At 42.3% G+C, this 22,627-nt stretch carries 24 protein-coding genes; 17 read left to right on the top strand and 7 right to left on the bottom strand.

Annotated elements, in window-relative coordinates:
- Positions 1-165 precede the first annotated feature (165 nt).
- The gene (locus tag ACED29_RS04485; RefSeq protein ID WP_124016841.1) at positions 166-579 is read right to left on the bottom strand and encodes a CopG family transcriptional regulator; all 414 of its coding nucleotides are present in this window, start codon (positions 577-579) and stop codon (positions 166-168) included.
- A complete protein-coding gene (locus tag ACED29_RS04490) occupies positions 539-1,285 on the bottom strand; it encodes an AAA family ATPase (RefSeq protein WP_182697958.1) in 747 nt (248 codons plus the stop codon). Before ACED29_RS04490 ends, ACED29_RS04485 begins: the two co-directional genes overlap by 41 nt.
- Before the next feature lie 430 nt (positions 1,286-1,715).
- Between ACED29_RS04490 and ACED29_RS04495 the strand changes: the two genes are divergently transcribed.
- Entirely contained in the window at positions 1,716-1,928 is a 213-nt protein-coding gene (locus ACED29_RS04495; protein WP_041413444.1) for a DUF3820 family protein, read from the top strand.
- Between the two features lie 192 nt (positions 1,929-2,120).
- Here the strand turns inward: ACED29_RS04495 and ACED29_RS04500 are convergent, their stop codons facing one another.
- The 3 genes from ACED29_RS04500 to ACED29_RS04510 form a co-directional block, all read right to left on the bottom strand.
- Positions 2,121-2,618, bottom strand: a complete 498-nt coding sequence (locus ACED29_RS04500) for a GNAT family N-acetyltransferase (RefSeq protein ID WP_124016843.1) — start codon at positions 2,616-2,618, stop codon at positions 2,121-2,123.
- 57 nt (positions 2,619-2,675) lie between these two features.
- Positions 2,676-2,978 (bottom strand): NrfJ, encoded by a 303-nt coding sequence (locus ACED29_RS04505; protein WP_124016844.1) that lies wholly within the window; start codon positions 2,976-2,978, stop codon positions 2,676-2,678.
- A gap of 419 nt (positions 2,979-3,397) precedes the next feature.
- On the bottom strand, positions 3,398-5,134 hold the full coding sequence (locus ACED29_RS04510; protein WP_182754818.1) for a bifunctional UDP-sugar hydrolase/5'-nucleotidase: 1,737 nt from the start codon (positions 5,132-5,134) through the stop codon (positions 3,398-3,400).
- A gap of 178 nt (positions 5,135-5,312) precedes the next feature.
- On the opposite strand from ACED29_RS04510, the gene ACED29_RS04515 reads away from it, so the two are divergent.
- From ACED29_RS04515 to ACED29_RS04555, 9 genes are all read left to right on the top strand, one after another.
- Positions 5,313-6,434: a bifunctional tRNA (adenosine(37)-C2)-methyltransferase TrmG/ribosomal RNA large subunit methyltransferase RlmN gene (locus ACED29_RS04515; RefSeq protein ID WP_124016846.1), complete on the top strand. Its 1,122-nt coding sequence runs from the start codon at positions 5,313-5,315 to the stop codon at positions 6,432-6,434.
- Between the two features lie 31 nt (positions 6,435-6,465).
- Entirely contained in the window at positions 6,466-7,251 is a 786-nt protein-coding gene (pilW, locus tag ACED29_RS04520) for a type IV pilus biogenesis/stability protein PilW (protein WP_182697961.1), read from the top strand.
- Positions 7,251-8,213, top strand: a complete 963-nt coding sequence (locus ACED29_RS04525) for a RodZ domain-containing protein (RefSeq protein ID WP_182741995.1) — start codon at positions 7,251-7,253, stop codon at positions 8,211-8,213. Before pilW ends, ACED29_RS04525 begins: the two co-directional genes overlap by 1 nt.
- A gap of 31 nt (positions 8,214-8,244) precedes the next feature.
- Positions 8,245-9,360 carry a flavodoxin-dependent (E)-4-hydroxy-3-methylbut-2-enyl-diphosphate synthase gene (gene ispG / locus ACED29_RS04530; protein ID WP_124016849.1) on the top strand — a complete coding sequence of 372 codons (1,116 nt, stop codon included), beginning with the start codon at positions 8,245-8,247 and terminating at the stop codon, positions 9,358-9,360.
- A 96-nt stretch (positions 9,361-9,456) separates the two neighbouring features.
- Positions 9,457-10,731: a histidine--tRNA ligase gene (gene hisS / locus ACED29_RS04535; protein ID WP_182741994.1), complete on the top strand. Its 1,275-nt coding sequence runs from the start codon at positions 9,457-9,459 to the stop codon at positions 10,729-10,731.
- 26 nt (positions 10,732-10,757) lie between these two features.
- Positions 10,758-11,378, top strand: coding sequence for a tetratricopeptide repeat protein (locus ACED29_RS04540; RefSeq protein ID WP_371697143.1), 621 nt, complete (start codon positions 10,758-10,760; stop codon positions 11,376-11,378).
- A gap of 12 nt (positions 11,379-11,390) precedes the next feature.
- Positions 11,391-12,626: an outer membrane protein assembly factor BamB gene (bamB, locus tag ACED29_RS04545; protein ID WP_124016852.1), complete on the top strand. Its 1,236-nt coding sequence runs from the start codon at positions 11,391-11,393 to the stop codon at positions 12,624-12,626.
- Between the two features lie 103 nt (positions 12,627-12,729).
- Complete coding sequence (gene der / locus ACED29_RS04550) at positions 12,730-14,196, top strand: ribosome biogenesis GTPase Der (protein ID WP_011636594.1); 1,467 nt, start codon at positions 12,730-12,732, stop codon at positions 14,194-14,196.
- Positions 14,197-14,318: 122 nt separating this feature from the next.
- A complete protein-coding gene (locus tag ACED29_RS04555) occupies positions 14,319-14,528 on the top strand; it encodes a DUF3565 domain-containing protein (protein ID WP_182697964.1) in 210 nt (69 codons plus the stop codon).
- Positions 14,529-14,544: 16 nt separating this feature from the next.
- On the opposite strand, the gene ACED29_RS04560 is transcribed toward ACED29_RS04555, so the two are convergent.
- On the bottom strand, positions 14,545-14,946 hold the full coding sequence (locus ACED29_RS04560) for a hypothetical protein (protein ID WP_182722004.1): 402 nt from the start codon (positions 14,944-14,946) through the stop codon (positions 14,545-14,547).
- A gap of 135 nt (positions 14,947-15,081) precedes the next feature.
- Here ACED29_RS04560 and ACED29_RS04565 point away from each other — a divergent pair, with 135 nt between their 5' ends.
- From ACED29_RS04565 to ACED29_RS04595, 7 genes are all read left to right on the top strand, one after another.
- Entirely contained in the window at positions 15,082-15,648 is a 567-nt protein-coding gene (locus ACED29_RS04565) for a cytochrome b/b6 domain-containing protein (RefSeq protein WP_182697966.1), read from the top strand.
- A 131-nt stretch (positions 15,649-15,779) separates the two neighbouring features.
- Positions 15,780-16,289, top strand: coding sequence for a TlpA disulfide reductase family protein (locus ACED29_RS04570; protein ID WP_124017011.1), 510 nt, complete (start codon positions 15,780-15,782; stop codon positions 16,287-16,289).
- 4 nt (positions 16,290-16,293) lie between these two features.
- A complete protein-coding gene (locus ACED29_RS04575; protein WP_124016856.1) occupies positions 16,294-16,533 on the top strand; it encodes a DUF4266 domain-containing protein in 240 nt (79 codons plus the stop codon).
- Positions 16,524-17,822, top strand: a complete 1,299-nt coding sequence (locus tag ACED29_RS04580) for a DUF3570 domain-containing protein (protein ID WP_371697144.1) — start codon at positions 16,524-16,526, stop codon at positions 17,820-17,822. Before ACED29_RS04575 ends, ACED29_RS04580 begins: the two co-directional genes overlap by 10 nt.
- A 77-nt stretch (positions 17,823-17,899) precedes the next feature.
- The gene (locus ACED29_RS04585; protein WP_182755237.1) at positions 17,900-18,778 is read left to right on the top strand and encodes an FAD:protein FMN transferase; all 879 of its coding nucleotides are present in this window, start codon (positions 17,900-17,902) and stop codon (positions 18,776-18,778) included.
- A gap of 6 nt (positions 18,779-18,784) precedes the next feature.
- Positions 18,785-19,444 (top strand): response regulator transcription factor, encoded by a 660-nt coding sequence (locus ACED29_RS04590; RefSeq protein ID WP_124016858.1) that lies wholly within the window; start codon positions 18,785-18,787, stop codon positions 19,442-19,444.
- A gap of 78 nt (positions 19,445-19,522) precedes the next feature.
- The gene (locus ACED29_RS04595) at positions 19,523-20,920 is read left to right on the top strand and encodes an ATP-binding protein (protein WP_124016859.1); all 1,398 of its coding nucleotides are present in this window, start codon (positions 19,523-19,525) and stop codon (positions 20,918-20,920) included.
- A 93-nt stretch (positions 20,921-21,013) separates the two neighbouring features.
- On the opposite strand, the gene ACED29_RS04600 is transcribed toward ACED29_RS04595, so the two are convergent.
- Positions 21,014-22,513 (bottom strand): DUF3300 domain-containing protein, encoded by a 1,500-nt coding sequence (locus ACED29_RS04600; protein WP_371697145.1) that lies wholly within the window; start codon positions 22,511-22,513, stop codon positions 21,014-21,016.
- Positions 22,514-22,627 lie beyond the last annotated feature (114 nt).

Consider the following 22,627-nt stretch of genomic DNA (forward strand, 5'->3'; position numbering starts at 1 on the left):
TTAACTCTAGGTGCTGGGCAAATGTTAACTTGTGCAGCGGTATGAGAGGTTGCGTTTTTTAGAAAAAAGCACTGGCTAATAAATATGACCTTCATATTTATTAGCCAGTGAAAGGGTGGGGGGAGAAAAGCGAACATCCTGACCAATCACAAAGTAAATTAACGATTAATCTTTAAAATTAGCTTCTAAGCTTTTTTGTTGTAGTGGCGATAAGCTGAAATATTGTGAAATCAATTGTCTAATCAGTTTTGACTTTGCTATGCCGCCTTGCTGGCTCAGCAAGGCTAACTGAGTGATAGCTGTCTCGCTTAAAGTATAAGTGCAGCGCTTATAAGGTTGCTTTTTGTTGTTGCTATTTGATTTTATTGCCCCCAATTTCTGCGGGTATTTACGCTGTAGAAAATCGATTATATTCGTTTGACTCTCTGTGCCAACAACCTCAGAGGTTACCGCATGTCGAGCTCCGCCTTTACCGGCTGCGTACAGATCTGCAGCTGCAATAAAGTCATCAATTGATACTGCTATGTTATTGGTTTGCTTACATGACGAAGCGTTTTTCTTGAGATCGGCTAGTCCCATAATTTCCTCCCAATGTGGTCACATTCGATGCAGTATTGCGCTGTTTAAGGAGTTGCTTTGCATCGGTAATCTCAAGTAATTCGCAAGCAATACTGCGCATCTCTTCTGCTGCTTTACCTTTGGGTTCTAATTCAAATACTGATAAGCCCGATTCTTCACTGTCGTCATAAATGTTGCGACTGTAGTTAACTGCATCTAGTACGTTAATATCGTAAGTACGACAAACATCTTTTGCTTCGCTGATTCTACTTGCTTGGTTAGGTAAGCTTGGGCATTGTGTGATTACAAATGATGCTTTCATTTTGGGATTTATCATCAAACAAGTGGACACGATATCGTCCATGTGGCTGACCGTTTTCAAGTCGCGACGTTTTGGTCTTAACGGCATTAATACATGTGATGCAACTGACATAGATGCTCGTAAGGCAAGGTTATCTTGACCACCACAATCGACAATTACATAGTCATAATGTTGCTCTAAGCTGAGGAGGTCATTACGGATTTTGCCATAAAGCTGTACGCAGTTTATCGCCGATAATTTGGGGTTGTTGTTACGAGCTTGGATCCAGTCTGATGTTGTTCTTTGTGGATCGCAGTCGACCATAATCACGCAGGCATCTGCCTCTTGGGTCAGGAACACCGCAATATTTTGCGCTAAACAGCTTTTACCGCTGCCGCCTTTCTCACCACCTACTAATATGATCATCTATACAGCCCTCCCAACCAAGTTTGTTATTTACCTAAAAATAATTATAAACTCACTTTAAATACTGAATTAGGTTTGGTCAATTAGCTGATTTTTGACAGTTTTTTATAAATGTCGCCTAGATGTTTAATTGACTAAATTAGCTTGTACGGCAAAAAATTGACAACATGGTGTCGCACGGAGGAATGTTATTTAAAAGTTAAACTTTATAATCACTTAAAGCACTTTACTGAGGAACATGTACCCCATTACTGGCCAGCTAATTTGGCATATTATGCTTTCATATCTTGTTGATACACTTTTTACATCTTATTTTTACTTTTGTTATTCGAAATTGATATAAGTAATAGTTGGCGCTATGAGGGACTTTTTTACGGTTTGCAGCGTGTTACACTTGGGTTTTAGCCATCAAAGCTGTGGGACCGAAGTCATGAATGAACAACAATTATTAGAAGCGATTAATCAAACCATGCCATTTGGTAAATATGCTGGCCGTAAGTTACTGCAGTTGCCTGAACCTTATTTAGTGTGGTTTCATTCAAAAGGCTTTCCAGAAGGTAAGCTTGGTGAGCAGCTTGCATTAATGTATGAAGTGAAGCTCAATGGACTAGAAGAAATGCTGCAACCGCTTTTAAAGCGGTGACCTTGGTAATAAGCGATGGCAAGCGATAATGAACGTAACAGCCTAGAGGTTAGGGCGGACTGCGTCCTGCTAGATCGCTACGCTGTTAAATAAAGCGGCCAAAGCGTTCGCTCGTTATCATCCTAGCATCTTGGCTTTTAACGCTTGTACCGTTACCGCTAGTTACCGCCCTTTTGAGGCATCTCGTGGCGCTCAGAGCGCTTTTTTCATATAGAAACCGGTAAACGTTTGGCCTCGTTTTTGTTGGTAGCTGACTTGTTGTAAGGCAAAACCCATGGCCTCAAACAAAGCTCTAGATAAATATGACGCATCCACACTGACAAATGGATATTGTTGCTGCTGTGCCCAATGTTCAAGGTGTTGGTATAGCGAGCTTGCTATACCTTGATTTTGGAAGTTGGGGTGCACGTATAAACAGTCAATATAACCTTGGTGGTTAAAATGAGTTTCTAGGCTAATAAAACCGATGACCTGTTGCTTGTTTAATGCAATCCAAGCTTTATTTCGTTTGTATTGTAATTGCCAGAACTTAGCTGAACGGGGGGCTAATGACCATGCATCAAGTTTTAGTTTCGGGTATCTCGGATGTTCAATACCTTGCACAGCAGTATGGTATAACTGGCTTACTTGAGTAGCGTAGGACGCTGAAAAATCAACGATTTGACTTGGTTGATTTATTGAGTTTTTCATAAAAAAGACCAATCGGTAAGATTGGTCAATTATGTAAGATTTTTGCGATAAAACGTACTATTTTTTATTAATGTTGCCAACAAACATGATTTTATCAAATGTTCTGTTTAGGCTTGAACTTTTAAAATCGGTCATCCACATTTGCTCAGACACTTCAACTTTATCGCCTTTATTCACTTCAGTTTGTGGGCCTGCTGCCCAGTATGTTTTGTCGGCTTCTTTTAGCTGAACATAGGTGTAACCGCCACCATTCATAGTGTCGATGACTTCTGCTTGATGCAAAGCACCTTGTGCCCACACAGAGGAAACACCTAAAGCCAAAGTGGCTGCGGCAGCAAATGCGATTAATTTAGCTTTCATGTATGTATTCCTATTTTATCTACAGATGACACTGGATAACGAGATTGGCTCAATTTTATGCTATTTAACCATCTCAGCTGATTATGGTCTGTGATCTAGCACGAATAATTGTTATCTGCCAGCGGTTAGGTATTACCACTAGATGGTTTAATCGTGCAGGCTAATGAAGTGAACATTAGCAAATAGTTGCCCACTCTTAAGTTGTCGATACCGGCTGACAAAGTCGTAAAAGCCGCTGGCAGCGTTTGAGTGTGCCAGTGGCTAGGTATTATCACTAGTTGATTTAATCGTGATGGCTAATGAAGTGAACATTAGCAAATAGTTGCACAGTAATAAGCTGTCCATGCTGGCTTGTAAAGTCGTAAAAGCCGCTGGCAGCGTTTGAGTGTGCCAGTGGCTAGGTATTACCACTAGATGGTTTAATCGTGATGGCTAATGTAGTGAACATTAGCAAATAGTTGCCCAGTAATAAGGTGTCCATGCTGGCTTACAAAATCGATAAAAGCTTCAGGCAGTGTTTGATTACTAATGGGTTGCTGCCAATGAGCATGTAATAATGCCTCGTATCCTTCTTTACCTGCAGCAGTATAAGAACTTGATACTCCCAAATACAGCTTATTAGGTTCTAGTGTTTGCCATTGATCGTCTTTGTAGATATCAATCTGAGTTATCCTTAAGCCTTTAGCTTGCTTACCGTCATAAAAGTAGCGCAGGCCATAAGGGTAGGGGAAACTGCCTGCGCCTGTACCCATTATGCCGTTATTGGTCGCGGAGTTTATCGCGGACTCTAATGCTTCGATAACGTATTTACCTTGAATTTTATATAAGGTAAGAGGGAGTTCAAAGGGCAAAATGCGCCCCACAACATCGGCTAAAGATAATTGGCCTTTGTTCAGTGACTGTCTTACCCCACCAGCATTGTGCAAGGCAAAATCTATTGTTGGTTCAATATTTTTAGCCGCTTTATACATGCTTCGACTGACCCAGGGGGCGATTTCACTGCCATGAGGTAAGTGTTTACTTGGTAAGCGAGTATGGACAAAGTCCCGAGGAATATGGCCAAGGATTTGATTTTCTATCGCATCTAATGATGGTCTGTATTGAGTATGGATTACTGAGTGAATATGTTCATCATGTTGTGCGTCTTTAATGCTCGGATGAGCAAAAAGTTGTTTGACTAAGGTTGCGGCAGTATTACTGTCTGTGGCATCACCGTCTTTGGTGGTTACTGTGATGTTTTCATCGACCATAAAATAGTTATTGCCCTGTAATTCAACTATTTTGCCATGTTGATCAAAACATATTTCAGCCAAGCCAATTGTTTCTGCATATTTACCTGCATGTAAAATAGGCGTTGAATTAATCGTTTCTGCATAAGGAATATTACTCCAACCAATATCACTCAGTTGGCCTTGCAGTGTATGAGAATGACCGCCAACAATTAAGCTGATCCCATCAACTTTTGCAGCAAGTTCTCGATCTTGATCTAAGCCTAAATGGCTCAATACTATAATGTGATAGATACCCTGCTGGTGTAAGCGTTGTATTGTCCGCAAAGTCGTGTCGATGGCGTTGGCAAAGTGGGTGTCAGGATCGGGCCGTGCAATTAAGCGCATTTGATCTAATGTAATACCAATAATGGCTAACTTAGTGTCATGAAATGGCTTAATTAATACTTTGGCTGTTTCAGTTGAGTCATCAAAATCGTACAGCATTGGATGGCCATAAAGTCGGCCCGATTTATGTCGGTCTTCTTGGCTGAGGTCCATATTGCCAGCTAGTACCGGAAAATCGATACGGTTTAGAAAAGCTTGAACTGGGCTATTGCCTGCATCGACTTCGTGATTACCTATTACCATAGCATCAGGTTTGAGTAAGTTTAGTAAATGCGCGTTGGCTGCACCTTTAAACTCTCTAAAATATAATGTCCCTTGAAAACTATCACCACCATGCAAAAAAATAAAAGGCGACTGTTTGATTGCTGCTTGTTGCCTGGCGTGTTCAATTTGATAACCTAAACGTGCATATCCGCCAGAATGTGCTTCGAGGGTATATGATTTTTGTTGATTCTCGAGGCTAAACTGAACGGGGCTGGGCTCAAAGTTAGAGTGGGTATCATTAATGTGGGCTAAAGTTAATGTGTAGCGTTGCTTCATAATTTCCCTCTTTAATTGGAAATCGATTCTAACATTATTTTACTCATGTTGGGCGCCAAACCAGGTGAATGTTTGATTTTTGATGCGATAACAAGGCTATTTGATTACTAGCTAATCTTGGCCAGCATCTGTATAATTTGCCGCCCTGTTAAAGGTTTTGGTGTTTGAGGTTAGGCAGATGAGTGAAAAGAAAATCAATTTATTAGATCTTGATCGTAAAGGACTGCGAGCATTGTTCAGCGAGATGGGTGAAAAACCGTTTCGTGCCGATCAGTTAATGAAGTGGATTTATCACTTTGGCGTTACTGACTTCGAAGAAATGAACAATATAAATAAAGTATTGCGTGGTAAATTAGCAGCGCGATGCGAAATTGTCGCACCTGAAATTTCTAATTTCCAAAAGTCTGCTGATGGAACCATTAAATTTGCTATTAATGTTGGTCAGGGCCAAGAAGTCGAAACCGTCTATATTCCAGAAGAAGACCGAGCGACCTTATGTGTGTCGTCACAAGTTGGTTGCGCTTTAGAATGTACTTTTTGCTCTACTGGTCAGCAAGGTTTTAACCGTAATTTAACCGTCGCTGAAATCATCGGTCAAGTTTGGCGAGTGTCGCAATTTTTAGGTTTCCATAAAGACACTGGCGATCGACCAATTTCAAACGTAGTGATGATGGGGATGGGCGAGCCTTTGCTTAACCTTGCTAACGTTATCCCTGCTATGGACATTATGTTAGATGATTTTGGCTTTAGTTTATCTAAGCGTCGAGTGACATTATCAACCTCGGGTGTGGTACCAGCACTTGATAAATTAGGTGATGTCATCGATGTGGCATTAGCCGTCAGTATCCATGCGCCTAACGATAAGTTACGTGACGTGCTCGTTCCGGTGAATAAAAAATACCCATTGCAAGAGTTTTTAGCGGGTATTCGTCGCTATTTAGAAAAGTCTAATGCAAACCGTGGCCGTGTCACGGTTGAGTATGTGATGCTTGATCATATAAATGACAGCACAGATCAAGCACATGAACTCGCTATCTTAATGAAAGATACGCCATGTAAGATTAACTTAATTCCGTTTAACCCGTATCCTGGTTCTCCGTATGGCCGTTCATCGAACTCACGCATTGACCGTTTTTCTAAAGTGTTAATGGAACATGGTCTAACCGTGATTGTGCGTAAAACGCGTGGTGACGATATTGATGCTGCTTGTGGTCAATTAGCCGGTGATATTCGTGATAGAACAAAGCGTTTAGCAAAAAAACAAATGCAACAGAGTCAGATTTCAGTCACAATGGAATAACTCGTTGTTTGCATAGATAATAGGCTTATAAATGAAGCATGGAATGCAAAAGGTTTGTTTAATGACTTTAGTGGCTTTGTCTGCCACTGCTTGTGTTACTGAGCGTACTTACAGTGGTACTGATACCCCTGTAGCTGAACGTCAGTTTGATAAGCAGGGAGCTGCTAGAGAACGTATGCAACTAGGACTGACTTATCTACAGCGTGGTAATAGCGAGCAAGCAAAGTATAATTTAAATAAAGCTGTTGAATATGCGCCGAACATCAGTGAAGTTCATATGGCAATGGCTTATTATTATCAAACCGTTGGCGATATTGAGCGAACGGAAGAGTCATACAAAAAAGCGATTAGTTTGAGTGATGTGACGGGTGATGCGCGTAACAATTTTGGGGTGTTTTTGTGCCAACAAAATAAGTTTGCCGAGTCTGAGAAAATGTTTCTTGCAGCCATAGAGACACCTCAATATACCCGTACCGCATCAAGTTATGAAAACTTAGGTGTATGCAGTCGCAAAGCCGGTAATAAAGAAAAAGCGCGACAGTATTTTAATATGGCGTTAAAGTATGATCCAAGACGTAAAGTCACATTATTAGAATTAACCGAGTTAGCCATGGAAGATGCTGACTACGGCGATGCGCGCGAACAACTCGCAAGATACCATCGAGTTGCTAGTGAATCAGCAGAAAGTTTAGCCTTAGGGATCAAGATTGAGCGGGCGGCGAACGATGTAGAGGCCGTAAAACGATTTGGCATTTTATTAATTGCGAAGTTTCCTGCATCTCCACAAGCCAAAAATTATAGAGCTAACTTGAATTAATGACTAAAGAATTCGAACAAGTAGAACAAGACGAAGAGAACGCGTCATTGTTAACAAATGTTGTTACTGCTGGGGCCATTTTAAAAGCGGCCCGCGAAGCAAAAGGGATCTCAATTGAGACCGTCGCAACTCAACTGCATTTACGCCCCAAGATCATTAATGATCTTGAAAATGACATCTTTGATAATATTGCCTCTACCACTTATGTGCGCGGCTATATTAAAAATTATGCTCGTGCAGTAAGTGCTGATATGAACAAAATTCAGCTATGTTTAAGCCAGCAATTACCTGAAATTGTTGCCCCTGAAATGCAAAGTTTTTCACGTAAGACGACGCATCAAGCTCGTAATAGCCGTCTAAATTTTGTGACTTACCTTATCATTGCCGTATTGATCGCCATGTTAGTATTGTGGTGGGTTCAAAAGTCATCGTTAATAACCAGTGTTGATTTATCTCAGCCAACCGTTGAAGAAATTGCTGCTGGAAGTAACATGGCCCAACCGCAACAATTCATTAGAAGCGAAACTGAACAGTATAGTGGTAATGAACCAAGTAACGAAGCCAGTGCGAGTGCGGCAGAGGCTCCTAGCCAAGCTGCAATAGATGCTGAAGATAAGCTTATTCAAACGGCGCAAGATGCTGCCAGTACTTCACCTAGCAGTGTTGAAAGTGATAACGCACAAGCTGCATCAACAAGCTCAAGTTTAGTGAGTGGTGCAAGTGTATTAACCATTGAACTTTCAGGTGATTGTTGGGTTAATGTGACTGATGCCACAGGTAAAGTCATGGTTGATGGCGTGAAAAATTCAGCTCAGCGAATTGAAGTTCAAGGTACAAAACCGTTTAAAGTGATCCTAGGTGCACCTCAAGTCGCCAGTATCAGCCTCGATGGCAATAAAATCAGTTTAGCTGAATTTGCCAATGGTCGAGTAGCAAGATTAACCCTGCCTAAAGCGTCATAATGCTTTAGCAACTGCAGTAGAGTACATTTACATGTATAACGAATCCCCAATTATTCGCAGACCATCGACACGTATATATGTGGGCAATGTGCCTATTGGCGATGGTGCACCGATTGCTGTCCAGTCGATGACCAATACCAATACTAATGATGTTGAAGCCACAGTTGCACAAATTCGTGCGTTGGAAAAGGTGGGTGCTGATTTAGTGCGTGTTTCTGTGCCAACGATGGATGCAGCTGAAGCGTTTAAAATCATTAAACAGTCAGTGAATGTGCCTTTGATTGCCGATATTCATTTTGATTATCGTATTGCACTTAAAGTGGCTGAATACGGTGCAGATTGCCTGCGTATAAATCCTGGTAATATTGGTAATGAAGAGCGTATTCGCAGCGTTGTTGAATGTGCACGCGATAAAAATATTCCAATCCGCATTGGTGTGAATGGTGGTTCGCTTGAAAAAGATCTAATGGACAAGTACCGTGAGCCAACACCAGAAGCCCTGTTTGAATCGGCAATGCGTCATGTGGATATTTTGGACCGTTTGAACTTTGATCAATTTAAAGTCAGTGTAAAAGCCTCAGATGTATTTCTTGCTGTCGCATCTTATCGTTTACTCGCTAAACAAATACGTCAACCTTTGCATTTGGGGATTACTGAAGCAGGCGGTATGCGTGCCGGTTCAGTTAAATCAGCTGTGGGTTTAGGCATGTTATTAGCTGAGGGTATTGGTGATACTTTACGTATTTCCTTAGCAGCCGATCCCGTTGAAGAAATCAAAGTGGGCTTTGATATTTTAAAGTCTTTGCGCATTCGTAGCCGTGGAATTAATTTTATTGCTTGTCCTTCTTGTTCGCGCCAAGAATTTGATGTGATTAGCACAGTTAATGAACTTGAACGTCGTCTTGAAGACATTACCACCGCAATGGATGTGTCCATTATAGGTTGTGTGGTTAATGGTCCAGGCGAGGCATTAGTGTCTGATATTGGTTTAACGGGTGGCCATGCTAAAAGCGGTTATTATGATGGCGGAGTGCGTCAAAAAGAACGCTTTGATAATAACAATATCGTCGATGGTTTAGAAGCTAAGATCCGTGCAAAAGCAAGCATGATGGCCAACCGTATCGCGATAACCGATAAAACCGAATAATCTTAATCCTGTGCATGACAACCTAAAGTTGCCGATGCAGAGGGTGTATTTACATTTTATTAGCGCAAGCTAATTCAATAAGTGGACAAGTTAACAGTGGCAAAGCAAATCCAAGCTATTCGCGGAATGAATGATATTCTGCCTACCCAAAGTCCTATATGGCAAAAACTCGAAGCAGTATTGCGTTCATCTGTTAGTGCATTCGGTTATAGCGAAATTCGCACTCCTATCGTAGAAAGTACCGACCTTTTCAAGCGCTCTATTGGTGAAGTGACCGATATTGTTGAAAAAGAAATGTATACCTTTGAAGATCGTAATAGTGACAGCTTAACCTTACGTCCTGAAGGTACCGCTTCAACTGTTCGTGCGGGTAACGAACATGGTCTGCTTTACAACCAAGAACAACGTTTATGGTATATGGGACCTATGTTCCGTCATGAGCGTCCGCAAAAAGGTCGTTATCGTCAGTTCCACCAGTTCGGTGTTGAAGTGTATGGCATTGGTAGCGCCGATATTGATGCTGAAGTATTGATGTTATCAGCCCGTTTATGGGACTTGCTAGGGATTAAAGAGCACGTTGCACTTGAGCTAAACACCTTAGGCGATCCCGCTGAACGTGCGGCCTATCGCGATGCGTTGATTGCTTTTTTAGAGCAGCATAAAGACATTCTCGATGAAGATAGTAAACGTCGGATGTATTCAAATCCATTGCGTGTACTGGACACTAAAGATCAGCAAGTGCAGGCTATTTTAGCTGACGCACCAGCATTAATGGATTACTTGGGTGAAGAAACTAAGACACATTTTTCAACTTTATGTGAACTCTTAGACGCTGTTGGCATCCAATACACCATCAATCCACGTTTAGTACGTGGTTTAGATTATTATAACCGCACCGTATTCGAATGGGTTACCACCAGTTTGGGCTCTCAAGGTACAGTGTTGGCGGGTGGTCGCTATGATGGTTTAGTCGGCCAACTGGGGGGGAAAGATACTCCAGCCGTTGGTTTTGCAATGGGCCTTGAGCGCATTGTACTATTACTTGAAACGCTTGAGTTAACCAGTGATATTGCCCCTGAAGTAGACATCTATGTTACTGCTATGGGTGAGAATTGTGTGGTTGAAGCCATTAAAGTGGCTCAAGAGTTGCGTCAACAGTTACCAACGCTTAAAGTCATGAGTCATTGCGGTGGTGGTAACTTTAAAAAGCAAATGAAGCGTGCCGATAAAAGCGGTGCTCAATTTGCGTTGATCATTGGCGAAAATGAAGTCGCGAATAATCAAGTGGCTATCAAGCCGTTAAGAACAAAAGACGAACAACAATTGGTTACGCGTAGTGAACTCGTAACTAAAATTGCAGAACTGATTTAAGAATTGATTTCAAAGGGGAAGTGCAAGTGGAAATTTATAGCACAGAAGAACAACAAGTAGATGCTATCAAGCAGTTCTGGAAAGATTATGGTACCTCGATTGTCGTGGGTGCCGTGGTAGGCCTTGGTGGTCTATATGGTTGGAATACTTATTCTGATATGAAGGTGGCGGCAGCCGAAAAAGCTTCCGAATCGTTTCAGTCTATCGTGACACAGTCAGCTAACCCTGCAGCGTTATTGGTTCAGGCAGAAAGCTTTACATCAGAACATGATCAGCAAGGTTATCAGGCATTACTCGAGTTGATGGTCGCTAAATCAGCGGTTGAAGCGGGTGATTTAGCAAAAGCTGAAGCCTCATTTACCAAAGTAATTGCCGCAGAGCCAGGTTCAGGTTTAGGCATGGTGGCCATGATACGTTTAGCGCGTATTCAAGCTGAGCAAAATAATCTTGGTATGGCCTTAGCCACACTAGAACAAGTGACTGATAAAGCATTTGCTTCGCAACGTGAAGAATTAAAAGGCGACTTTTTAGTGCGTCAAGGTGATTTGGATAAAGCCAAATTAGCTTATCAAGCAGCCGTGGATAATGGTGGCGCGATAGCCAGTCCTGCGCTAACCATGAAGTTAGACAATCTAAATAAGGCATAAGGAATTTAGCCAATGAAGTCTTGGTGTAAAAATCTACTTGCCGTCGGGTTAAGTGTTGCTCTTATGTCTGCTTGTTCTTCAAGTGATGTTGAAGAAGAGCCAGTGAGTGAATTAGTTGATATACAAGCAACTGTATTTCCTGAAGTGACTTGGGATACCAGTGTTGGCGATGGCGTAGGTGATTATTACTCGCAACTTCGTCCAGCGGTTCGTTATGGCAAATTATTTGTCGCCGATCGCAGCGGTGTTGTGGTTGCGTTTGATGAAACCAGCGGCAAGGAGCTATGGAAACAAGACTTTAATGATGTCTTTGAAGATAAGCTTGAAATTAAAACCAAAGGAATTCGTTTAGCTGCCGGCGTTACTGCGGCACGTAACAAAGTCTTTGTTGGTGGTGAAACTGGCTTATTAGTTGCGCTAGATGAGGCTACGGGTGACGTAGTGTGGTCTGCTCAAGCTAATGGTGAGTTATTATCGGCACCGACAGTGGCAGAAGATGTTGTTGCAGTAAATACCAGTAAAGGTGCATTTGAAGCATTTAATATCGATAACGGTGAAAAGTTATGGACCTATGAAATGCAGCTGCCAAACCTTACCTTACGAGGTACAGGTTCAGCCGCTTATGAAGCGGGCGGTTTCTTTTTAGGCACAGCAGATGGCAAAGTCGCTGTTGTGGTCAAAAGTAATGGCCAACAAGCATGGGAACAAGCGGTATTTACCCCAACGGGTTCCAATGAGTTTACCCGGATGGCCGATATTGATATGACGCCATTAATTTTGGGCGAAAATATTTATGTTGCGAGTTACAACGGTAATCTCGTGTCTATGGAGCTTCGCAGCGGACGGATTGTTTGGTCACGTAAATATTCAAGCTTTAATGATTTAGCTGCTGCAGGTATTGGCCTGTACTTAGTTGATGATCATAGCCGTATTTATTCGGTTGATCGCCGCAATGGTCTTGAATTATGGAGTAATTCGGTTCTTAAAAACCGTGAATTAACCGCTCCAGCCGTGATAGACAATTACATTGTTGTTGGTGACTTTGAAGGTTACTTGCACTTTATTGACCGTAATAGCGGTGACATTGTTGGTCGCATTGAAGTTGATAGTGATGGATTATATGCCCAACCTTTAGTGGTGGGTGACAACATTTATGTTCAAGGCCGAAGTGGTAAAGTTGCTATTGTTTCCTTGAACAAGCAAGAGCAAATGAATGCTGAGGAAGATACCAAAACTGATGCGGAATAAGTCGTAGCACTATTTTTGCGTTAATTAAGGTATAATATCCTTACTAGAGCCCCTGGAAGCGTTCCGGGGGCTTTTTATTGAAAAGTTTTTTAGAGGCAAAATCATGATCCCTGTAGTGGCCCTTGTAGGGCGACCGAATGTCGGCAAATCGACATTATTTAACCGTCTTACTCGTACTCGTGATGCGTTAGTCGCTGATTTCCCAGGTTTAACACGTGACCGTAAATACGGCCGCGCATTTTTAGCTGGCTACGAGTTTATCGTTGTTGATACTGGCGGTATTGATGGCAGCGAAGAAGGGATCGAAACTAAAATGGCTGAACAGTCATTGGCCGCGATTGAAGAAGCGGATGTCGTATTATTTATGACTGACGCTCGTGCGGGTATGACAGCTGCTGATTTAGCGATTGCTCAGCATTTACGTAGCCGTGATAAAGTCACTTTTGTGGTTGCTAACAAAGTCGACGGTATTGATGCCGATTCAGCTTGTGGTGAGTTTTGGTCTTTAGGTCTAGGTGAAGTATACCAAATGGCTGCCGCGCAAGGCCGTGGTGTGACCAACATGATTGACTACGCACTAACGCCTTATGCTGAAGCTATGGGTATCGTTCGCGAACTCGACGAAGAAGGCGAGCAAGTTGAACGTGAATATACTGAAGAAGAAGCTGAAGCAGAACAAGAACGCCTGCAAAACTTACCGATTAAGCTCGCCATTATTGGTAAGCCTAACGTGGGTAAATCAACACTGATTAACCGTATCCTCGGCGAAGAACGTGTGGTGGTTTATGACGAACCCGGTACTACTCGTGACAGTATTTATATTCCAATGTCACGTGAAGGTAGAGAGTACGTATTAATTGATACTGCTGGCGTTCGTCGTCGCAGTAAAGTGAATGAAGTTATCGAGAAATTCTCGGTGATTAAAACCTTAAAAGCAGTTGAAGATGCTAACGTAGTATTATTGGTTATCGATGCGCGCGAAGGTATTGCAGAGCAAGATCTTGGTTTATTAGGTTTTACCTTAAACGCTGGTCGTGCATTGGTTATTGCGATAAATAAGTGGGACGGTATTGATCAAAAAGTCAAAGACCGTGTTAAAAGCGAACTTGATCGCCGTTTAGGCTTTATCGATTTCGCCCGTATTCACTTTATTTCAGCATTACATGGTACTGGCGTTGGCCATTTGTATGAGTCAATTGAAGAAGCCTACGACAGTGCTACACGTCGTGTGAGTACTTCAATGCTGACTCGCGTTATGCAGATGTCGCAAGATGATCACCAACCACCATTGGTTAATGGTCGTCGTGTGAAACTGAAATATGCTCACGCAGGCGGTTATAACCCACCAATCGTGGTTATTCATGGTAACCAAGTTAAGAAGTTACCTGATTCGTATAAGCGCTATATGATGAACTACTTCCGTCGTTCATTGAAAGTAGTTGGTACGCCAATTCAGTTACGTTTCCATGAAGGTGCTAACCCGTTTGAAGGTAGAACTGAAAAGTTAACCGTGGGTCAAGAGCGTCGTCGTAAGCGTGCAATGAGCCACATTCGCGATCGTACTAAGTAACCTCGTATTGACTTAAGTTATTTATCGCTTAAAAAGCCTGACTTGTTCAGGCTTTTTTGTCGGTGTTAACCGTGCTATTGGAATTGCTATTGGCATTGCTATTAAAGATTAGGTGAACGAGGATGCAGCAAAAAATTATCGGTTATCATCTGGATGAAGAACAGCATTGGGTGGCAGAATTAGGCTGTGGCCATTTTCAACATGTACGCCATAACCCACCTTGGACTGTTCGCCCCTGGGTGACGACGGTAGAAGGTCGACAACAACAATTAGGCATGATCCTTATTTGTAAAAAATGCGATGTCGCGGCAGCGGCAGATAGGCTCGACTAAACTGAGTTTGCCTATCTTAAGACGATAAATCACTGGCGGTTCGACACCACCATAAGTAAGCGGCGATGTAGGTACATATAATAGTGTCCATTACCATTGATGACCAAAATCCATCGACAAAAGGTTGATTGGCATTGCTCAATACTAAGCTAATAAAAAACAGCTTTTCAATTAGCGCAATGCAAAATACTGGTTTGACCCAATCTGAGCGAAACATTGCAATAAAAAAACTGCATCCCACCATCAAAACCATTAATCCCCAATGCTGAATGAAAATTGTATCACTGGCAAAGAAGGGCAGTTGGTTTAGGTTTTCCAGCGCCCATTGGGGAAACAAAGTATACAGTCCACCTAATGAAGTCCCTAGACCGGCTAGAAATAACACTATTTGGCGATATTTAATCAAAATAGTTGTCACGTGTGACCTCTTTCAATGTTTTATGCTGTCATAATGTCATGTTTTAGAATATTTTTCGATTATTGTTATTCATAAGTAATTGTTAAGATTTCGGCGTAATAATAGCCGCATTATCGCAATCCTATCGAGGTTTATATGCAAACACAGACTAATTTCCCACTGCTTCATCGTCTCATTCACTGGGGGCTCGCGTTGACTATGATGGTCATGCTATTAACAGTTTTATTGCGACTTGGCTGGATGGAGAAAAACCATATGGCAGCGATTATTCATCAAGGTTTAGCCAAAATTGACGTCATCATTACTGATAAGCAAGCGGTGAGCATTGCAAGAAGTATTCGTGGTGTTATGTTTCAGTGGCATATTTATTTCGGCTATGCGGTCAGTGTATTTGTGTTAGCGCGTTTTATTTATATGGCTAAATTTGGTCTGCATTACACATCACCTTTTTCACGCCAAGCAACCACTAAACAAAAGTTTCAAGCGTGGGTCTATTGGCTATTTTATGCGGGTGTCGCCTTGTCAGTTATAACCGGTTTGTTGCTTAAATTTGGCCCAGAATCAATAGAAGGACAGGCTGAAACAATACATGTACTGGCACTTTGGTATTTCATTCCTTTTATCAGTTTACATTTAGCGGGTATTTTAGTGGCTGAATCGGGTCATGAGAAAGGTTTAGTGTCGAAGATGATTGGTGGTTAACTTTAACAATTGTGTGGTCGAGGCAGCATTTGCCTTGGCCAGTTTTTTAAATTGTTCGATCTGTTTACTTAAGTAAACCTTAAGCTTGGTAACTTACTTTGTCCTATATTCAGTCAGTAGGCAAAAATATGATGTCAAAAAAGTTATTTTCACGCTTAAGTAAGTTTAACATTGCCGCGTTAAGTTTGGCGTTAAGCCTTGGAGTCAGTGTTACAGCTTATGCTGCTCCGTCATTAGATAATAAAGTGATGGATCTGCAAGGGCAGTCTGTCAGTTTGCAACAATTTGCCGGTAAGGTCGTTTATGTCGACTTTTGGGCTTCATGGTGTGGCCCATGCCGCAAATCATTCCCTTGGATGAATGCCATGCAAGCTAAATATCAACAGCAAGGTCTCGAGGTTGTAGCGATTAACCTTGATGTTGACACAGCATTAGCGCATGAGTTTCTGAGTAAGCTACCGGGAAAATTTAATCTTCGCTTTGACCCTGAGGGCGATATAGCTCGAGCCTTTGAGTTACAAGGAATGCCAAGTAGTTTTATGTTTAACCGTAAAGGTGAACTGGTACAAACTCACATGGGATTTTTTACCGAAAATACCCCCGCCTACGAGCAAGAAATCCAAATGTTGTTACAGGAGTAAACTCATGACGAAAGCGTTTTATCAACCCTTAGCCAAGGCGGCAGTGGCGTTAGCCATTGTCAGTAGTTTGGCTGGATGTTCAAGCCTAGGTGTACAACCTTGGGAAAAAGATCAATTAGCCAGAGCTGACATGGCCTTAAACAGCGAAAAACTCGATCTTGCCTTAGATGACCATATTTATTTCAGTAAAGAAGGCACCAGCGGTGGGCGTTCATTAGCGGGTGGAGGTTGTGGATGCAACTAACATCTAAGCAAAATATTGCCAGTGCATTGGCGTTAGCAAGCTGCAGTCTACTGAATCAACAGGTGAGTGCTGCTGAAGCTACTCCTGCAAATGATGATTGGAAAGTCGATGCTGCCATTATGTATTATGGTGAGCAAGACCGCGTGCAAGCTGCAGAAGCCATTGGTAACGTGCAAAAAGCCTTTGGCGAAACTTCACTCCTAGACATGAAAATTGTAGTCGACAGCTTAACTGGCGCATCGGCTTCTGGTGCGGTTGCCCAAGACGAAAGCCAAACCTTTACTCGTCCTTCAGGCGACGGCCAATATACCGTTAGCTCAGGTGAGACGCCGCTTGACGATACCTTTCACGATACCCGGGTACAGCTAAGCGCTAATTGGCAAGAAGTGCTTAACCAAGATTGGACTGGTAATGTCGGTGTGTACGGCTCTAAAGAGTTCGATTACCTCTCTATGGGGATTAATGCGGGCCTTGAGCGCAGCTTCAATAAAAACAACACGACGTTGTCGTTGTCTGGCGCGTTCAGTAATGATGTGGTTGATCCTGTTGGCGGTCGCCCAGTAGCCATGTCACAAATGGTGTTTCGGGGTAATTATGCCAGTGATGCCGATTATCAAGCCGCATTTGATCAAACTCGTTTAGCGGGTGATGATACTAAGCAGACGAGCGATATTATGTTCGGTGTCACTCAGATTATTAATCGTAATTGGTTAATGCAGGCTAACTATGGTTTATCCAGTGTGTCTGGTTACATGACTGACCCGTATAAAATTCTTAGTGAAGTTGATGCTAATGGTCAAACACAAGCTTACCGTTATGAAAATCGTCCTGATTCACGCTTGAAACACAGTGTGTTTTTACTTACCAAAGGTGCTTTAGATTCTGGTGTAGTCGATTTTTCATATCGTTACAGTACTGACGATTGGGATATTCAATCACATACGTTAGAAACCCATTACCGCTATTACTTTAGCCCAAGCATCTACGGACAATTACATTTACGTTATTACCAACAGCAGGCTGCTGAGTTTTATCGACCATTCTTAATGAGTGGCGATGCCATACCTGAGTATGCCAGCGCAGATTATCGTATTGGTGATATGACGGCTTATACGATTGGGCTTAAATTTGGTCAGCGTTTATCCGGTGGACATGAGTTAAGTTATCGTATTGAGTATTATCAGCAAAATCCTGAAAATAATGGTACGCAATTACCGGGGCAGTTACAGAACTATGATTTATTCCCAGCAGTGAAGGCAATTGTAGCTCAAGTGAGTTATTCGTTTTAAGATGGATGTTATATCCATAAAACGAGTCACTTTACGTGCATAAACGGCTAACTACAGTGTTAAAAGCCCCAGAGGCGATGAGCTTACAGACTCGTCCTTGGGGCTTTTTAGGTTCATTTAACGCTATGGCAAGCCCATGCGAATTGTTAATGGCGGTGAATGACGAACATGTAGCTCGGCAAATGCTCAATATTGCTTATGATGAAGCTAAGCGTATAGAACATAAGTTTAGTCGTTTTATTGAAGGTAATGTGGTGTGGCAGCTAAATCATGCTCAAGGTGACACAACAGTCATTGATGCCGAAACCCTTCATTTATTTACCTTTGCGAAACAATGTTTTCAATTAAGCGAGGCAGCATTTGATATCAGCGCTTGCCCATTAATGGCCCTATGGCGTTTTGATGGCAGCCATTGTGTACCGCTACAAACTGAGATTGATAAAGCCTTAGATCAAGTTGGTTTTGAACGTATTACATTGACTAACACTAGTGTTCATATGCCGGCTGGCATGAGTGTCGATTTTGGCGGTATCGGTAAAGAATATGCCGTTGATCGCACCGCAAATATATTGGCTCAACGTTGGCCTGATACCTCGGTATTAGTTAATTTTGGTGGTGATATTGCTTGTCCTGTCTCCAAAGCGGATGGCTGGCAGGTGGGGATTGAAAACCCGCAGAAGCTTGATAACGCTGCAGCACTATTAACTATCCGTCAGGGTGCTCTCGCGACCAGCGGCAATACTCGACGTTATATAGAAGTGAACGGTAAGCGTTATGGGCATATTATTAATCCTCAAAATGGTTATCCGATAGAACAGGCGCCATTATCGGTTACTGTACTCGCGCCAAATTGTGTTATGGCGGGAATGTTAGCCACGATGTCGATGTTAAAAGGGCCAGATGCTGAAGCGTTTTTACAGCAGCAAGGTGTCGATTTTAAGGTATTTAGGGGATAAGTCATCATGCGCGTGTTACTGGTTGAAGACAATAAACTACTCGCCCAAGGCGTGATGCTGAGTTTGGCCAAAGAAGGTATCCAGGTTGATCATCTGCCGTCCTATAAGCAGGCGGAGGTAGCCCTGAATAATGAAGATTTTAGCGCGATTATTCTCGATTTGGGTTTGCCTGATGGCAATGGCGCTGACTTACTAAAACTGTGGCGTCGTAACGGTATCTCGTTACCGATTATTGTACTCACCGCGAACACTGATTTTGATACACGTTTGATGTGTTTAGATATTGGCGCAGACGATTATTTAAGTAAACCTTTTGATGTCAGAGAGCTTATTGCAAGATTACGCGCTATTATTCGACGCCAGCATGGCTTAGACAATAATCAATTTAGTTATGGCGCGCTTAATATTGATTTTGCCCGCTGTGAAGTACATTTTCGCGGCGTGTTAGTGTCACTCTCTCGGCGCGAGTATCAATTATTGCTCGAGTTTGCTCAATCTGCTGGACGGGTATTAACCCGTAATCAACTTGAACAATTAACTTATGGTTGGGATGAAGTCGGCAGTAATTCGATCGAGGTGCATATTCATCACCTACGCAAAAAAACTGCCACCGAATTAATCAAAACTGTACGTGGTATAGGCTACATTTTAACGGAAACGGTATAATCTTTTTCGTGACAAGTGATCAGTAAACAACGTAACACCTAAATTGCGCTATGATGCTATTCAATACCATAGGACATTATGTTTTCATTACGATTATTATTAAGTTTGCTCATGCTGGTGGGGATTGTCCTCACCGTGACGTTTTCGAGCATCTTGAGCACCCGTGATGCGACGCATGAAGTTGAAGAATTATTTGATGCACAGATGATCCAAACTTCGAAAATGCTAGAAAAGTTTTATGTTGATCATCTAACGCAAGCGCAATTAGCTCAGCTTGTTCTCAAGCCTATCCTGTTCCATGTTGATGATTCGAAAGTCGACACATTTGCCGAACAAGCTAACCCTATTACCTTATCTTATGAGCATAAGTTGTCATTTCAATTACTGTCTAGCACCGGGCAGTTACTGGCTTACTCTGACAGTTCTGGCGATCAACTACTAACTAATTTTACTCAAGGTTATGATACTCGTCGTATCGGTAATGATTTATGGCACGTATACAGTTTTTTTTCATTGCCGCAGCAGGTATGGATTGTTACCGCACAGCGTGATGATGTCAGACAGGAGTTAGTATCATTAATCATCAGCAATACTTGGCGCTCGCCATTGATCATTACGCCGATCATGATGTTTTTTATGTTGGCGTTAACTTACTACCTATTTAAACCGGTAAAATTATTAGAACGTCATTTAGACAATCGTCCTGCCCAAGACCTAACCCCAATCAATTTCACGTTACCAACAGAATTAGCGTCGACACAAAAAGCACTTAACAGTTATTTGCAGCGTATTAGCGAGACGATGATCCGTGAGCGTCGTTTTAGCGCAGACGCTGCACACGAGCTAAAAACACCGTTAGCGATTATTAAGTTACATAGCGACGGCTTAAGTGATGTATTGTCAAGCCAAGCCCCTGATGTTCAACTTGCGACCTTGGCGTATATAGAAGCCATAGGTGAGGGCGTAAACCGTATTAATCATATGGTAGAGCAGTTGTTACTGTTGTCGCGGGTTGATGCGATTGAAGCGTTAAATCAAACAGATTGTAAGCTACAAGACATCATTGATAACGTGATAAATCAGTTATTACACGTGATTGCTGATTATGAATGGCATATTGATATTCCTGCGGACATGACCATTAACGCCGATGCGTTTTACCTTGAGTTAGTCCTGAAAAATATTATTGAAAATGCCTGCAAATACAGTCCTGCGGAATCATTAATTACCATTAAGGCTTCTCAGGATGATGAGTACACAATGATTTGTGTGCTTGATCAAGGTCGTGGGATGTCTGCTAAGGAGATAGCCTTAGCCAAAAATCGATTTTATCGTGTTGATGAAAATGCTTCTCAAGGAGCGGGTCTAGGTTTGTCTATTTGCCAGCACATTATCAGCTTACATCATGGGGAGTTGATCTTTAATCAAGTCGATCCTCATGGGCTTGATGTGTGTATCGTATTGCCACGAGTTTAGTTCAATATCGTTAATTTTGATGACGTTAGTTTAAAAAAACAACATGGCAAACACACTTTGCTCATGTTGTGTTTTTCGCAATCGATTAAGTGTTTACTCTCTTTCTCTTGATGGTTTTATATCCCTTGATTGGCTTGTGCGATGTGATGAATTATCACGTTGCTGATTAACCGATCGTGAAACTTGCTGAGATGTGGAGCGGGATGTATCGCGCACTTGCTGTCTCTTTGGTTCGTTTGTGCGTATTTGTTTCACTTGCTGTTGTTGATTGCGCATAGTGTTAACCTGCGGCTCACGCACTTTTTCAACTCGAGTATTACGCTGAGCTTGTTGTAATTCTTGAATGCGCGGTTTGCTTGTCATATTTTCGACCGGTTTTGCCTCATATTTAGGCCCAGTTTGGGCCACATCGCGCTGACGACTGTAGCTTGACTTCATTGGTTCGCCTTTACGATCAAACGATTTTACCTGTGCAACTGGTTGACGCTGCTGACTTAATTCGCGCTTTAGTTGGGTACTTCTGTGTTCAACAGCATCATTGCGATTGACTCTTTTAAGCGCTGATTTGTCACTATGCTTGTCCTGCTTAGCGTAATTGACTTGATTATGTTGATCGTTCACCTTGGTTGAGTAATGGCGTGGCTCATTGGCTAGCTGGCGCTTAGGTTCGCGTGAATAACTTACTTGCTGGTTACGTTTTTCATAATGGCCATTATAACGTTTGCTGATCACTTGGCTGTGGTACGCCACACCTTTGCGATGTTTAGGCTTATGTTGCCAATGTTGTGCACCATGGCTGTAACTTATTTTCCGTGGCGTGTAGTAACGGTAGTTTTGATGTACAGGTACGGCGATTACGCGGCGGTCATGCCAATGAAAACCACTAAAAAAGAAGTTAAAACTGATATGTACGCCAGTGTCCCAGTAAATAGCGCTGTGGTTAGGGCGGTAGTGCACATAAGCTGGTGCACTCCAGTAAACGGGCGGGTAACGGTTCCAGCGCCAATCACCATAAACAATGCGACTGTCGTAATAAGGTACATAGACGATTTCAGGGCGAACCGACTCAATAATGATCCGACGCTCAACCCGCGACACTTTGACTTGTTCAAGGTCGGCTAAGTTATTGGCCTTATCGGCTTGTTGTCTCAGCGACTGAATGGTATCTAGCATGCGGCCTTCGTCTTGTAAAAAGGCATCTCCTACGCTTTGTGTCCAGGCTAAGTCATCATTTAAGCGTTGCAGTACATTGGGAAATGCCACTAGGGCTTTGACGCTTGGATCCCAGTCTTGTGACTCGACCTCTATCATGATTTGCTTAGTATCACGATCGCCTTGGTTTGATAACCAACGCTTAGCTTGAACAATTTCTAATGGATATGTTGACGCAATGAGGATGTGAGTTAATAAGCTGTCTGGATATAGCGCAATAGGCGCAAGCATTTGTGCTAACTCAGCATCACTGACCGCATCATCTGCCGCTGTGTAAGTGAGGTTATTAGTTGGCTGCGCCGCTTGCACACTTGTTAATGGCATACAAACCAGAGCTAAGGCAAGTAGCGCCTTAGCGGGTGCGTGAATGGCTTTTTTCATGTTATCTCCAGTGTCATTTATGACTGTTAAGCCAATCATAACGAGCCGAAGATGAACATAAGCTGAAGGCTAACCGAGAGAGTTAAACTATATAGTCAGGTTTAGCTAGAAATG

This window comes from Shewanella sp. 5S214 (assembly GCF_041439795.1).
GTDB classification, from domain to species: Bacteria; Pseudomonadota; Gammaproteobacteria; order Enterobacterales; family Shewanellaceae; genus Shewanella; species Shewanella vesiculosa.

Coding starts and splice junctions, on each gene's coding strand:
- pilW (WP_182697961.1), top strand. CDS start 6,466: ATGAAGCATGGAATGCAAAAGGTTTGTTTAATGACTTTAGTGGCTTTG.
- ACED29_RS04595 (WP_124016859.1), top strand. CDS start 19,523: ATGTTTTCATTACGATTATTATTAAGTTTGCTCATGCTGGTGGGGATT.
- ACED29_RS04485 (WP_124016841.1), bottom strand. CDS start 579: ATGGGACTAGCCGATCTCAAGAAAAACGCTTCGTCATGTAAGCAAACC.
- ACED29_RS04565 (WP_182697966.1), top strand. CDS start 15,082: ATGCAAACACAGACTAATTTCCCACTGCTTCATCGTCTCATTCACTGG.
- ACED29_RS04585 (WP_182755237.1), top strand. CDS start 17,900: ATGAGCTTACAGACTCGTCCTTGGGGCTTTTTAGGTTCATTTAACGCT.
- ACED29_RS04500 (WP_124016843.1), bottom strand. CDS start 2,618: ATGAAAAACTCAATAAATCAACCAAGTCAAATCGTTGATTTTTCAGCG.
- der (WP_011636594.1), top strand. CDS start 12,730: ATGATCCCTGTAGTGGCCCTTGTAGGGCGACCGAATGTCGGCAAATCG.
- bamB (WP_124016852.1), top strand. CDS start 11,391: ATGAAGTCTTGGTGTAAAAATCTACTTGCCGTCGGGTTAAGTGTTGCT.
- ACED29_RS04490 (WP_182697958.1), bottom strand. CDS start 1,285: ATGATCATATTAGTAGGTGGTGAGAAAGGCGGCAGCGGTAAAAGCTGT.
- ACED29_RS04575 (WP_124016856.1), top strand. CDS start 16,294: ATGACGAAAGCGTTTTATCAACCCTTAGCCAAGGCGGCAGTGGCGTTA.
- ACED29_RS04555 (WP_182697964.1), top strand. CDS start 14,319: ATGCAGCAAAAAATTATCGGTTATCATCTGGATGAAGAACAGCATTGG.
- ispG (WP_124016849.1), top strand. CDS start 8,245: ATGTATAACGAATCCCCAATTATTCGCAGACCATCGACACGTATATAT.
- ACED29_RS04525 (WP_182741995.1), top strand. CDS start 7,251: ATGACTAAAGAATTCGAACAAGTAGAACAAGACGAAGAGAACGCGTCA.
- ACED29_RS04505 (WP_124016844.1), bottom strand. CDS start 2,978: ATGAAAGCTAAATTAATCGCATTTGCTGCCGCAGCCACTTTGGCTTTA.
- ACED29_RS04600 (WP_371697145.1), bottom strand. CDS start 22,513: ATGAAAAAAGCCATTCACGCACCCGCTAAGGCGCTACTTGCCTTAGCT.
- ACED29_RS04495 (WP_041413444.1), top strand. CDS start 1,716: ATGAATGAACAACAATTATTAGAAGCGATTAATCAAACCATGCCATTT.
- ACED29_RS04515 (WP_124016846.1), top strand. CDS start 5,313: ATGAGTGAAAAGAAAATCAATTTATTAGATCTTGATCGTAAAGGACTG.
- ACED29_RS04580 (WP_371697144.1), top strand. CDS start 16,524: ATGCAACTAACATCTAAGCAAAATATTGCCAGTGCATTGGCGTTAGCA.
- ACED29_RS04570 (WP_124017011.1), top strand. CDS start 15,780: ATGTCAAAAAAGTTATTTTCACGCTTAAGTAAGTTTAACATTGCCGCG.
- ACED29_RS04510 (WP_182754818.1), bottom strand. CDS start 5,134: ATGAAGCAACGCTACACATTAACTTTAGCCCACATTAATGATACCCAC.
- ACED29_RS04590 (WP_124016858.1), top strand. CDS start 18,785: ATGCGCGTGTTACTGGTTGAAGACAATAAACTACTCGCCCAAGGCGTG.